Source organism: uncultured Bradyrhizobium sp., from assembly GCF_936928535.1.
Lineage (GTDB): Bacteria > Pseudomonadota > Alphaproteobacteria > Rhizobiales > Xanthobacteraceae > Bradyrhizobium.
The window spans coordinates 19,081-32,814 of sequence record NZ_CAKZHY010000134.1 but is presented as its reverse complement, the minus strand read 5'-3'; the positions used below and the strand labels follow the sequence as shown (position 1 = coordinate 32,814).

The following is a 13,734-nucleotide window of genomic DNA, read 5'->3' as shown; positions in this document are numbered from 1 at the left end:
GTCATGGCTCCATCCTCTCAGGAGTTGGAGCCTCCGGCAAACCCGGGGCGGTTCAATTTGATGATTGTCCCCCAGCTATTGCACTCCGTAGCGCGCGAACTCCTCTCTGATCGCGGCTTGGATGCTCGTTGCCTCCTCCATATCCGCTGCGCCGTCAACTGCGTCTCCCTTCTTAAGCTTAGCAAGCCCACGGCCATAGAGGGCGCTTGCAAGCTTGGGATTGACCTTAAGTGCCGAACTGTAGTCGTCGATTGCCGCTTCCAGCTGGCCCATCTTCATGTAAATCAAGCCCCGCGAGTCGAGCGCAGCAGCATCGGCGGGCTCCGATTGGAGAGATCTGTTACAGTCCTCGAGCGCGGCCTGTAATTGGCCGATGATCGCACGCGCCCAACAGCGCCCACTAAATGCTCCCTTCAAATCGGGAGAGATACGAATGGCCGCATCATAATCCCGTGCGGCCAGACCATGCTGCATTCTTCTTTGATAAAGCTCGGCTCGATTCAGGAAAGCCTTGCCATAGCCTGGATCTAGCTTGATAGCCCCATCAAGGCTCGCAAGAGCGAGATCGTATTCTCCCCTCCTGAAGAAGGCTACGCCGCGGTTGTTGTAGGGGCGAGCATTTGCCGGATTGAGTTTAATAGCCTCATCGAAGTCTGCAACGGCGCGGTCGTAGTCCCCTATTTCCGCGTATGCGTTGCCGCGATTGTTGTACGCAAAAGCCGCTGCAGCGGAGCGCTCTGACAAATTGATCAGCGCCGTGCAGCCTTCAATTTGAGTCTGAGGTGAACTGCGATCGGCGCCGTTGCAAAATGCAACATCTTCAAGAACGCTCGTCTTTTTCTCCATGTTCTGCGCCCCAGCAGGCTCGCCGAACAAGCAAAGAAAGATCAAACCTTGAATAAGGCCCTTCGCAATGCAAACTGAGCCGTCTATCGGGTTCATTATCCTGCGCCAATACTAAATCGGCAATTCACCTGCGCGTCGATGCCGTTAACATCCCCGACAAATGTTCAATTGCGGCTTCGGATCTGATTTGAGCGATGGGTCTGAAGCGGAGCCGAGCCTATTGGCGACCTTGCTCTTTCCCATCTCCAATAGCGTCGAAAACCTGACGCTACCATCATCCATGACTTCAACGTGAGGAGTCGTGCCTCGAACTCCCATCGTGGCAACAGGCGTGTTGATCTTCATATCTCCCGTCTTCGCAACTCTGCCTGCAACGAAGGTGACGGTTCCTTTGGCTATATTAAACAAAGTGGAGTTGTTTCTTCCGTTGGGGTCATAAACAAACTCGTCCAATGTCATTCTGGCATTGCTTGCAAGGTTGAATGACGTGCCATCTGCGAAATTGATACTAAGCCGCCCGTCTGCTCCGGTCTGAACTATGTCGCCTTGATAAACCAGATCGCCTGGCCGCGTTTGATCCGCCTGACCTGGAAGAGCTACTTGAGCCGGCACCGGATTCACATGAGCAACGGTAACCGATCCGGCAACGTCAATGACTTTGCCAATAGGATTCGCAACGCCATCCTGCGCGCGTGCGCTGTCAGGCGGAATGCAAGACGCTATAAGCAGCGCAATTGCGAAATTGGCACCAATATTCATGCGCATGACAACCTCCTTGAGAAGGCGTCTCAGTTCATGCCGTTCAATGGCCTGCGATTAATACACTGTCTAGTCTAGCAAGGCAGGCAGAATATCCGAAATTTGAGGATGAGGTCAAATGGGCATGCGGGCACGATGATTGCTAACACCCTTTTGCACCGAGCAAGTTTTGAGGTGCGAATATGTGTCAAGAGCTTGGGAGAACGGCATTTTCAGACCGGAGAGTGATCAAAAGCTGCAACAAAAGATCTCGCAACCAGATCGAGGTTCAGCGCGGAGAACTTATTCCCATTTTGTCTGAATAAAACGCGCGTCGTGGTAATACATGACACCATTCTGGTCCAGAACAAATAGTGGTTCGTAGTTCCTGATGTACTGATCCTCTACGAGCGACATGTGGCGGTTGTCGAGTATAAGCCAATGGCCATCCAACCGCGCTGATACGACTGCGTGCTCCTCATCACGCAGTAAATCGCGCAAGATTACAATTCGTAGGTCATCAGCCGGCACCCCGGATTGACGCAATGCAGCATATTTTGCGATTGCGTAGTCCTCACAATCTCCCTTTCCTGTCGAAAGCGTAGTCAATGGAGAAGTCCACACATCGACAGCCCCGTATTGCTTCAAATCGCTGATTGGATATATCGCAAGATTGACAGCGCGATTGACTTCGCCGAACCGAGCCCGTCCTTCCCTCGCTTTCGCTTGCTCTATTATGGCAAGAAAGCGAAGCGCCGGTTCCGATGCGCAGCGTTCGACGTCGCGCGCGCAACGCATTAGTTCGGCCTGATCGGCTTCGAGATTGCGTTGAATCACCCGCCACTTTTCGAACAATTCGCCTGAGGAAAGCCGAGACACCTGGCGTCCGAATGGTTCGACATGCTGACGGAGCCGCTCAGCGGAACCAGGGGAAAGCAGCGTTGCAGCGGCAAGATGTGTTGTTGCTCCCATCGTAATAACGGTGGAAGTCAACAGGATGACAAGTAGACGCGCGAGCATCGGCCCCACCTCAGCGTAGACTTGGCTAATTGAGTTCATCATCAAGGACGACGCTTACCTTTGCGCTAAAGTGGGCCGCAAAGGCAAAACAACCTGAAATCTACTTCACCTGATTGCCTAAGATTTTAGCAACCAGAGGGCTTTCATCCATCTCCCGGAGCTCGCGGCCGGTCAGCCGGATTCGCGCAAACGTAAGTCTTTTGGTCGTCTGCTCGAATCGAGAGCAATTGCGCGCCTGGGACCAAAACCTATTCCTCGTCGCAAAGAAGGCTGGTATGTTAAAAATAATATATTGAAAGTTATTGAAATATTAACCTATTGCGGGGCGTGCCTTGAAGTATCCCTGCGGCCAATTTTTCAAGTTCTGCGCTGACGTCCCCCTCGGGGCGGTGTCAAACGGCGGCGCCAAAGCTCACGACGATCCTGTTTTGGATGCTGGTTCTGAAGCCGAACGCGACCTCAACCGTTCCCCGGGTCCGGAATTGACTCAGGAGCGTGGGTTAGGTCCTGACGAAAATTTTCTCCCCATCGGCAGATTTGAATCCTGGAGCGCCGGCATCGCCCCTAGAGCCGGTATTTCCGTTACCGCGTCGGCCAAGAACAGAGGTGACGATCATCGTGCTGCGTCGCCGACTGCTCCCCGTGACGATAATAGGACGGTTCGGCCTAACGAGAGAGATCGCGCTCGCACCGCCGAGCTTGGCATGCTGTCCTTAACCGGCTTGATGTTCGCGTTGGTGAAGGACGTCGAGGCTGCTGATCTCTCCTCCCAGCGTCCGTTGTTGGAGTTCCTGGACGACGACAACATAAAGCCGAAAGATTTGCAGCTAAGCGGCACTATTGATCTCGTGTTGAGAGACGGACGACACTTCACACTTGATGATCCCGGACAAACGATCATCATCAACGGCGGCGGATCGATCAGCGTCCTCACCAATAGTGACGCGCGCATGATGGAGCTACAAAAGTTTCAGCAAGACGCTCTCGCAGCATACTCTGTCGGTTTTTCTGGACCAACGACCACAGGAGGTAGCGGTTCGAGTACGCCGCCTTCATTATTGCTGTCCCCGATAGGCCTCCAACCAATCACATTCATTCAGGAGGCTCCTGCAGCGCCAATTGGTTCGCCAAACCAGCCACCCGCTACTTCGACCGGGACACCAGCTACCGAGCCGTTCTTCATAAAAGCGGCGCTTCCATCTCCACCTTCCCTGACCGCACCTGCAGCCGTGCTCAACGTCGATACAGCTGCTTTTGACACATTCAAGGCAACAAGCGGATCTTTGGTTGCGACAGACATCAATGGCGCCACCTTGAAGTACGGAATCCTCGGGGGCACGGTTGGCCTGGATGTCACACTGTCTGGGTCGGCCTACGACGTCTCCGGAGCTAGTCCTTATGGCACTCTTTATCTGAATAGCTCGTCAGGCGCCTATGCATTCGTTCCGAACAGTGCCGCGATCAATGCCTTAACAACGACCACGTCTGAAAATTTTGTTATTACAGTGTCGAACGGGTCTGCCTCTACAAATCAGACACTCACTATTACACTTGATGGCGCGAATGATGCTCCTACTTTGGCGCCGGTCTCGGGGCCAACCTACATCGATACGGGGCAGTACGATCATTTCGTCGCGGTCAATGGCGTCCTCCACGGCTCGGACGTTGATCTCCCTCCACAGACGCTGACCTATGGAATTGTTGGTGGGACCGTAGATCTCTCAAATAGCGGTTACGATCAATCGTTAGTAGGTCTTTACGGGAAGCTGTATATCAGCACGGCGACGGGTTCTTATACGTTCGTTCCGAACGATGCAGCGATCAACGCATTGAACTCACCCGCGACTGAACAGTTCAGCTTTACAGTTTCGGACGGTGCACTCTCAGCGACCCAGGTCATCACCGTCACCATCAACGGCGCCAACGATGCCGCGGTGATCTCCGGCACCGGCAGCGGGACGGTGGTCGAGGCCGGCGGCGTCAACAACGCCATCCCGGGCACCCCGACCGCCTCCGGCACGCTGACCGACACCGACGTCGACAATGCCGCCAACAGCTTCACCGCGGTCCTCACCGCCACGGCGAGCGACCACAGGTTCGGCACCTTCACCATGACGGCGGGTGGGGTGTGGACCTACACGCTGGACAACGCCAACGCCACGGTGCAGGGCCTCAATGCCGGCCAGACCCTGACCGACACCTTCACCGTCACCACCGTGGACGGCACCGCCCAGGTCATCACCGTCACCATCAACGGCGCCAACGATGCCGCGGTGATCTCCGGCACCGGCAGCGGGACGGTGGTCGAGGCCGGCGGCGTCAACAACGCCATCCCGGGCACCCCGACCGCCTCCGGCACGCTGACCGACACCGACGTCGACAATGCCGCCAACAGCTTCACCGCGGTCCTCACCGCCACGGCGAGCGACCACAGGTTCGGCACCTTCACCATGACGGCGGGTGGGGTGTGGACCTACACGCTGGACAACGCCAACGCCACGGTGCAGGGCCTCAATGCCGGCCAGACCCTGACCGACACCTTCACCGTCACCACCGTGGACGGCACCGCCCAGGTCATCACCGTCACCATCAATGGCGCCAACGATGGATTCATAGTCGCGGCTGGTACCACGTTTAAGATGAACGGAGACACTCTGGAGCAAAGCTCGATCGACATTGAAGGCACATTGCAGGGTTATGGTAAAATTACCGGAGATGATGGAACTCTTACCGACATTGTAGACAATGGACTCATCGAAGCATCGTCGAGCCACTCCCTGTACTTGAACGCGAATATCACAGGAACGGGCACCCTCGAACTTACCAACAATACAACAATGGAATTGGTTGGTACGGTCGCATCTACCTTGAGCGTAGTTTTTGCAGTTGGCGCGGGCGCCACAGGGAAGCTGATACTAGACGATCCGGCAGATTTTCAAGCATCGATCTCTGGGTTTGGCGGGACTGATTTGATCGACCTGCACGGGCTCTCCTACTCCAGCACGATCAAAACAATTCTTAGCAGCAACAACCTCACCGCCACTATAGGCCACGAAACCATTAGTATCTCGATCGGCCTAACCCAAACAATCGTCACCGTGAACGAAGGCCAAACGACAGCAACCATCAAGCTCGAGGGCAACTACACCGGACATAGCTTTACGTTCTCGAGCGATGGCCATGGAGGCACCCAGTTTATTGACCCGCTCGCAATTGCCAGCGGCGCAACTCTGACACTCCAAAACGGCAGTTCTGACAGCGTTCTATTCATAAACGATACTGGCATCTCCGGCACACTCGTGCTGACGAACCCTGCTGGCTATACCGGAGCCATTTTTGGTTTCACTGGAACTGATCCGCAAACCTCCGATCTAATTGACCTGCAGGGAATCGCGTTCAGTGCCGGCACATCCTGGACTTACACTGACAATCTGGGAGCCGACACGGGTGGTGTCCTTACGATCTATGAAACGATTGGCGGTGTAACGACAGTGGTAGACAAGCTTGCATTCGGGGATGGAGACTTCACGACGGAGAACTTCATTTTAGTAGATGATGGTCAGGGTGGCACGCTCGTCATTGACCCGCCGAGCCCGAACAAGGGCTCCACAGCACAAACATTATCTGCTTCTACGCCACCTCCGACTAAAACCGTAGACACTCCCCCTGCGGGCAATGGTTCCGTTCATCCGACCAGTAGTCATTCGACAACGATTGTCGGCGACACATCGGTCTCGCCCACCGTCAACGCCTCCCTCGTGACCGAAAAGCAACTAGTCCCGACAGCCAAATCAACCCTCGAAGACGCACCAGGTTCGACTTTGGCTGCATTTGGAAATTCGCATGGATTTAGTGTCGTTCAATCGGCGGGAGGAGATAACCAACCTGCAATCAGCTGCGGCGGCGAGTTCTCAAACAATAATTCGCCCGAAAGTTTCAGGGTACACACTACGACCGGGAACGAAGGCTTCCTCTTTACCGTCCAATTCCAAGCGCCTTCTGCCCAGCCAATGGGTGTCATTGGCTTTGAGGAAGTGCATTCTTTGCTGCACTGGCCCTCTTGATGATGACATCACACCACCGCATGGTCGTTCCATGTCGACGCAAAGTTGCGCAGATACCGAAGCTTATTCGCGGATTGACAATTCGACCAGCAAAACGTCTGCACTTAGATAGCCAATTGATTTTGACAGCAGGGCTGGTTCGAGCCTGGAGGAGGGTAAGCCCCCTACCTTTGGCAGGTTTATTCTTCGACCTTTCGTCGGCTTCGCCGACGTCTATTATCAAACTCAGCTTCTGGACGCTGTGTTATCCCTTACTGAATTTCACAAACGAAGTTGGTAGAGCAGTGCGATCAGACCAGCTCGACGAGCAGATGTAGCCGTCCTCTGCCTGCATGGGAAAGCGCCTGCATTGATTGTAGATCAGATCGGGCTCGGCTCGGTACGCGGAAAGCAAGGCTGTTCGCGACATGAAGAAGGCGAGCTCGCGAGTCTGAGGAGTGCGCAACTCATTCGTTTCGCGGTCACAATCCTTTATCCTACGCGCCGTAATAGAGGAGTTTGAGTCCAGGTAGGTCAAAGCGGATGCGAATTCCACCTCATGATAGGCAGCGATCCTCTGCTCGTTGCTCCCAATATTCGGCATACAATGGATGGTTGGATATACATATAACCTGTCAAACCGGGACATCGTCGAGACAAGGTCGTCATATGGAAGTGGGCCTGGCTGCGGCCGATCAATTATCGTGCGCAGCGTGACATATAGCAGGCCGCTTTGGAAACAGAAGACTGCAACGGTGACAGCGATAAGGGCTGGACCAGCCATTCGGAAGCGAGCAGCCGTAATTGCGATCGCGCTCGCCATGATCAAGTAACCGATGGGCCAAAATAAGCGACCACCTACCCGAGCCATGCCGAGCATTGGATCGATGATACTCGGCAATGGGTACACGAACACGGTATAATTAAAAAGGTGCACCTTATTGGACATGCTAAAGAGCGCCAGTAACAACAAGCCGAGAAAAATTGGCATGTTGCTTTGGACCGCTCGCATGATGGGTTCAAGGCAAGTCAGAAGAAGGATGACCCATAGTCCAAGCACTCCCCAACCGACATAGAAACTTCCCTCCCACCATTTGGGGAAAGGGTTGGGATCAATCAGTGAACCAAGGTTGAAGCCTAGTCGGGAATATTGCGCGGCAGAAAAGGGGTCAGCCTTTCCGATGGCCCAAAAGTAACCACCCACGTAGGATAGAAGAAGCAATCCGGCAACAAAGACAGACGTCGAGAGCAGTGCACTTTTCAACGAAAGGCGTCCGCGATTGAATAAAGAAGCGACCCCGATGAAGAAGAGTATCGTTGTTGCGATCGCCAAATATGCAAACACAAACATCGAAGCAAATACAAACGCTGCAAGAGCCCAAAGTATTGCGCGTGGCCGATAAGAATCGTTAGTGGTCGCGATCACGAACGCCAACGGGTAGATACAGAGGAAGTGCCCGAACAGCGAGACATGACTAACTCTGGAGAGAAATGCGTTTGCGAGCGCGGCAACGACAGCGGCAAAAGCGAGCAGATAGGGACGCTTATCGGTTATCTGCTTCATTAGAAAGAACATGGAGTGCGCCTGCAAGACGCAACAAACGAAATACCAAGGTCCGAAGAGGTTTAGTCTTTCGCCGTCGAGGCTACGAACAATCTTTGCCAAAAGCGCAAGAAGGGGCACCCCGCCAGCAAACAACAGGTTCGATCCTTCTGGCTGATTGACATTCCCGATGACAAAGATCGGAAATCGCCAAGAATCGTTGATAAATTGAAAGTAAGACGCAAGCTCCCCCGCGAGATCTCCCGTTGGGGAGGACAAAAAAGGAGCCTTATTCAAAAGCGGAGATGATCCGAAAAAAACGAAGAAAACGGCTGCTCCCATCGCGCATGAGATTAGATGGGGAACATAGTCGGCAAATTTTGCTGACCAACTGCCGCGTTCAGCAGGCCAATGGATGCAACGCCCTATCATCATCATCATCGAGCTTAGACAGCCAGCCCTAAGGCTTTACCGAGTCATTTGGAGGAACCAACGCGGCTATGTATGGTCCATACTTCACCGAGATTTTTTTCAGCGCTGCTATTAGTTGAGCCTTGCGTGGTTCGGGGAAATCATCGGCGTCCGCAAGCTTGTAAACCGCTTTTTCAACGTTCGCCCAAAGGCCGGAATTGTCGCCGATCGCAGCAGCGAATTTTTCAGCCGTATAAGAAACAGTGAAGCTTACGCAGGCATCCACAGCGATGACGATCATCACAGCCTTAATGAAAAAGGTTTGAAGTGGCGAGAATGCTACTCGTCCCTTCCGCGACCAGTCATTGAACGTCCCCATATCGATATTCCCCCTTAACGTCCGGGCTTGGCCTGTGCGTCGGTCAATTCTTCGGGCTGAGCATCGCCGACCTCTTGAAAGCGCGCAACCGCAGAACTATGGGATGATAATAGAATCGCATCTCTCCCCACCTGCGAAGGCATTGGGATCGGCATAAGGGCCGAGGCTGGGTCTGTTCATCACGGCCTTTCGCGACCTTTGATACGCTAGTCGGCTCCAGAACGCCGATTCAGGCTTCGGCGCGAATGGGACGCGCGCTTGGACCGGCGCATCATCGCGCGAGGCTGCCCGCTCCCAGCGCCTGTATTCTTTGGATCGCTGATGCGTGCATAGCGAAAGGCCTGTCCGACGGCGGCCACCTCTCCCGATGCTCGAGCGACAAGACCACGTTCATGAAGTCGCTTGAGAGCTTTTGACAGCGCTACCCGAGTCGCGGCGGTGTTCTCGCGTCCGAGCTTCTTGCGGATGTCGCCAGGCATGGCCCATTCAGACAAATCGGCTCCGACTAGCTGCTCATAACTCGGGAAGCTGGCAAGTGCCTCCAGAATTTGATCTTGTAGACCCCTAGCCATGCCGCATATTACTGGCGAACGGTATGTCGAGCGAGCGATTTGTTAGCCACCCGCCGCCCCCGGCGCCGAGCTGCTGAACATGCACGACATCCAAGTTTGACTACGTTATTGCCGAAATAGCGCACCTGCTCAGCTGGCCAGACTGTGGGTCTTCTCACGGGGGGCGAACTCTAGGCGCCGGTTTTGCGCCAAGCATAATTTGGGCAGCGCTCACAAGCAATTCGGGATTGATGCACGCTAGATGCGCCGATCTTGGCTTCGACTTGGTAACAGGGAATTTTACAGTATTCATAAAACACGCATAGCGGCAGTCTCGAGCAGCGATGCATGCGAGATTAGACCATCATATTTGCAACTTAGACAGTGAGGGTCCAATTTCCTGATAGCTGAGAACAGGCGCCGAACAGGGAGATGAGAGCTGAAGAACAGGAAATGGCGATCCAGGCAGACAAGTCCCTGCCCAACTGCCGTCTAGCCATTTTTGATCGCCGCGCACTCATTGCAGATCGGTGAAGGCCGTCGCCAGGCTGGAAAGAATTGCCAGCGAACGATGTTGCGCATGAACAAGACTCGGAAGGCGCCATTAACCCACGCGCAGCATGCACGCGCCGTTGCATGTTTCTTCGTCAAGTCGCCTTCTTCTTGTTCAAACTACGAACTGCTTTGATGATATTTTAAGCTATCTCTACATTGCCTTCACGTGCGGCTCACTTAACATGACCCTCGATGCATCACACCTATGGAGATTTTATGAAAACTATTTGCGCTATCAGTGCCGCAGCCGCGCTTGCAGCAACAGTCGCCACATCGGCATTTGCCGGAAGCGCGACCGAAAATCCCGAGTGGCTAATGAGGCAGAAAGCTTGCAAGAAAGAAGCTTCTGCCCAGGGACTTCATATGTCCAAAAAGCGCGCGTATATCAAAGAGTGCATGGCTAAAGCCTAGCTCAGTTACAATGCGTCAACACCCCGCCTCGGCGGGGTTTCCTTCATCTTTTGCAAAGAAGGCCAAGTTCGGCAAAGGTGTCACAAAATACCTTTCGAAGCGGGCGCAGCTTTCAACCGGATCAAACGACGTCGTCGGGTCGCAAGCGATCCGACCGGTCGTTGGCGCGCCTCGGCCTTCGGCTCGGCGCTCACCACTTATCGGAGCTTGATCTTGAAGGCTGCCTTGGACACCCGGCGGATACTCGTTGCAAACGATCTCAAGCCCTTGCCCACAAATGCGAAGAACAGCATCAACCAAGTCGCAAGCGCTGCGCACCACAAAACGACCTCAAATATCTCGGGCATTGCGCCCTCCAAAAACAAGTCACCAACATCGGTGAACAGGGTTTCTGAATAACTTCATCCTGGCAAGTTCTGAAAGTAGCAGAAGCACTGAGAATAGTTGGGAATGCTGTCGGGCGCAGGCCGTGTTGTTAAAGTCTGCGCAACGAACGACTTGCTGACAAAACTGCTCGTGTCAAGAAATGATCGTTGAAAAACTCGTTTAGCTTTTAGCTTGCCATTCCCTGCGTGATCAACGGTCAGGCGGCGATGGCCGAGTGGAAGGACGAGCATCCGATCTATCATTCCGAGGTTTGGCACATCGAGCGCTATAAGTGTGTACCGGGCGACTACAAGCTTGCTCATAACAAGGGCTGACGGAGGGCGCGCTCCTGTGATCCAACGCGGATCTTGTCCCGAACCTTCCAGCCCGAGCTAACTAGCGACACCGGTAGTGGCAGTACGACGGGCGAGATCGACGTTAGTCTTTCGCCTCCTATTCCCGAAGACAATTATTACGGCTCTCCGCAATGCCGTCGCGCGCGAACTCCGGTGCAATTTCGCTCTTGAGGCCGCACAGGATCGAATGCTGGCGCCAACGTCTCTCGTTTGGTCCGTAATATGAATAATTGCCGGATGTGAGGAGAGCGCCAGGTCAGCTGGCGCCCTCCTTATCTATCGCTTAGTCTCCGCTCAGACCTGTCCGTTCACCAGATCGATGACGATGTGGTTTGTCATCGTTCCGACGACAGAGGTTTCGGTCATCATCACATCATAGTGGCCGGCTGCAGGCGGCGCCGAGTTTCCGAGCCAATAGCCAAACATCATATTTGCAGTATTTTCAGCTACGCTGTTGGGAGCGAACTGGGGATCGTCCCCGATCACCGGATGGCCTGCGGTATCTGTCCAGACTTGGACGCCGTTGATGACATGAAGATCGAGCTCCTTATAGTTCGTCGCGCTCGACGGATCGGTGTCCAAAAATAACTTGATCTGGTTATTCTGAAAACCGTTTACGCCTGAAACGGCAGCGAAGTTGAGCGCAAGATGACCACGATTGGCGTTTGCACCCTGCTCGCCGAATGAACCATCCTGTGTTCCAGCAAGGCCCTGATAATGGACGGTGCCATCGACGTCGACGCCGGTCTGATCGAACATCGCCCCTGACGTCCGATACGAGGCCGAAAGCCAGAGCTGCGTGCCGGTGACGCTATCGACAGCGGAAGAGCCGTGAAGCGCGGGAATACCGCTGCCGGTGATCATCGTGCCGGGATTGGCCTGGCTCTGGCCAAGCACGTCCAGCGCCGCATCCGGACTGAATGTGAACGGAGATACCCCGTTTCCTGCCAGGTGCCCGCCGGCGGGCTGCTGGCCGGCGGCGATTTGGTCCAGATAGGTTTGCAGACCGCTGGCTGAGCTGGCAATGAACTCGGCGGATTCGGTGAATCCAACTAGGATATGCGCCCTATCCAGCCCGGTGGCGAGCCAATTGTCGACCTCGGTCTGCGTACCGACGCGGTTCAGCACATTGTGGTAGAGTTGCTCGACATACTGCGCGTCGGACAACGAGCCGTAGGTGTTGGTGAACTCCGTGGAGTGTACGAACGCGTTCGCCATGTCGTAGAGAGAATGGTGACCGTCGCGCATGGCGTCCACGTTGGCGCCAAGCCCGCTTACGTCCGGCGTCCGATTGAATGCACCCTGATATAGGCGGATCAAGGGGTCCACGTAGAGCAACGCTTCGGGCGAATGCTCAATGCCCGCGATGACTTCCGAATTGGTCTCCAGGCCGGACCAGGCCGACAATTCGGCGGTGGAGGCTCCGCGGAAGAGAATGTGCTGATAGTCGCTAGCGATAAGAGAGGATGAAACCGTCACTGTATTCTCCATATTCGCGAACTCGTTTGAGTGGCTCGCGTGCGGGAGTGGCTCGCACTACTTTCGCGCGAGTGCAACGGCATAGTGAATGCAAAGTTAATTTCCCCCCATCAATTGCAAGAAAGTGATGGCGAAGCGGCACATCTAGCCTTTTGGAATTAGGACGAAAGTCGAAGAAACGGAGCATGCGTTCGCTGCTCTGTTCCCCTGTCGGAACTTAATCCCCGCTCCCAGAGACCTCGAGGAACCTAGCCCCCCTCTGAAAGGGTTACAGGAAAATTTTCTTGAGATGGTCGGGGTGGTCCGTCTATGCCTTCAATTGCAGCGTTTCCGATCAAAACAACGAAGCGAGCTGGGAATCCGATCAGGGAATTTAGATGTCTGTAACAGGGAAATTATTGTCCCGAAAAATCATTGCGATTGTTTCATCTGAGGTCGCTTACAAACTTAGGCAGCATCGCCCACACCTCGACTAGTACCAGATGAATCATTGCGGAGAGAGCTGACGAAGGGCACGAATCACTTGTCGCAAGCCGAGCGGCGCGAGATTGCGGGTTGCGGGACGAGCCCACGCAGCGCGCGGGACTTGCGCAGGGAATTAAGTCACGCGGCTGGCCTCGTGAACAACACTGACCTTCTAGATCTTATTCAGCAGCTCCCCAAAAGCCGCCCAGCGGGCAGGATCAAGAACCCGCTGGAACGGGGCGCCCTGCAATCGCAGGAATTCAATGTGTCACAAGCGCTCGTCGGCTTCGCTCAATGTGAATACGATATCGACCGGATCCGCGGCCGATGCCGGGTAAAGCTTGCGAAAGTCTTCCAGCAGACGAGCAGCGTCTTGATCTCCCCCGATTGCCAACTTCCACAGGAGGTAGAGCAGGGCCTGGCATTGAGGCATCCGCTCGCGCCCGCCCTCGCATTGCACGTCGATCATCTCATATGCAACGCGCCTGAAGATCTCGCCGCGGTCGAGCACCAACTCGATCTGTTTAGGTTTTCCGCGGTAGTTTCCGGACACGCCGGGCTGAAAGCGTGT

The 13,734-nt window shown here is 54.5% G+C and carries 8 protein-coding genes and 1 pseudogene; 2 read left to right on the top strand and 7 right to left on the bottom strand.

Annotation, left to right across the window (positions count from 1 at the left end):
• Positions 1-75: 75 nt before the first annotated feature.
• The 3 genes from Q0687_RS27400 to Q0687_RS27390 all read right to left on the bottom strand — a co-directional run bounded on the left by Q0687_RS27400 (position 76) and on the right by Q0687_RS27390 (position 2,604).
• On the bottom strand, positions 76-942 hold the full coding sequence (locus Q0687_RS27400) for a tetratricopeptide repeat protein (protein WP_298884032.1): 867 nt from the start codon (positions 940-942) through the stop codon (positions 76-78).
• Positions 943-990: 48 nt separating this feature from the next.
• On the bottom strand, positions 991-1,611 hold the full coding sequence (locus Q0687_RS27395) for a FecR domain-containing protein (protein WP_298884029.1): 621 nt from the start codon (positions 1,609-1,611) through the stop codon (positions 991-993).
• 276 nt (positions 1,612-1,887) lie between these two features.
• Positions 1,888-2,604, bottom strand: a complete 717-nt coding sequence (locus Q0687_RS27390) for a transglutaminase-like cysteine peptidase (protein ID WP_298884026.1) — start codon at positions 2,602-2,604, stop codon at positions 1,888-1,890.
• 704 nt (positions 2,605-3,308) lie between these two features.
• Here Q0687_RS27390 and Q0687_RS27385 point away from each other — a divergent pair.
• On the top strand, positions 3,309-6,668 hold the full coding sequence (locus tag Q0687_RS27385) for a VCBS domain-containing protein (protein WP_298884024.1): 3,360 nt from the start codon (positions 3,309-3,311) through the stop codon (positions 6,666-6,668).
• A gap of 244 nt (positions 6,669-6,912) precedes the next feature.
• Here Q0687_RS27385 and Q0687_RS27380 read toward each other — a convergent pair whose 3' ends face one another.
• Together Q0687_RS27380 and Q0687_RS27375 are read right to left on the bottom strand one after the other, a co-directional pair.
• Positions 6,913-8,631: a DUF6311 domain-containing protein gene (locus tag Q0687_RS27380; protein WP_298884021.1), complete on the bottom strand. Its 1,719-nt coding sequence runs from the start codon at positions 8,629-8,631 to the stop codon at positions 6,913-6,915.
• Between the two features lie 19 nt (positions 8,632-8,650).
• On the bottom strand, positions 8,651-8,980 hold the full coding sequence (locus Q0687_RS27375) for a hypothetical protein (protein ID WP_298884018.1): 330 nt from the start codon (positions 8,978-8,980) through the stop codon (positions 8,651-8,653).
• A 1,298-nt stretch (positions 8,981-10,278) separates the two neighbouring features.
• Between Q0687_RS27375 and Q0687_RS27370 the strand changes: the two genes are divergently transcribed.
• Entirely contained in the window at positions 10,279-10,497 is a 219-nt protein-coding gene (locus Q0687_RS27370; protein ID WP_298884016.1) for a hypothetical protein, read from the top strand.
• A 1,016-nt stretch (positions 10,498-11,513) separates the two neighbouring features.
• On the opposite strand, the gene Q0687_RS27365 is transcribed toward Q0687_RS27370, so the two are convergent.
• Together Q0687_RS27365 and Q0687_RS27360 are read right to left on the bottom strand one after the other, a co-directional pair.
• Entirely contained in the window at positions 11,514-12,698 is a 1,185-nt protein-coding gene (locus tag Q0687_RS27365; RefSeq protein ID WP_298884014.1) for a DUF4214 domain-containing protein, read from the bottom strand.
• Positions 12,699-13,431: 733 nt separating this feature from the next.
• Positions 13,432-13,722 (bottom strand): annotated as a pseudogene (locus Q0687_RS27360) (DUF5681 domain-containing protein); the annotation flags it as partial.
• Positions 13,723-13,734 lie beyond the last annotated feature (12 nt).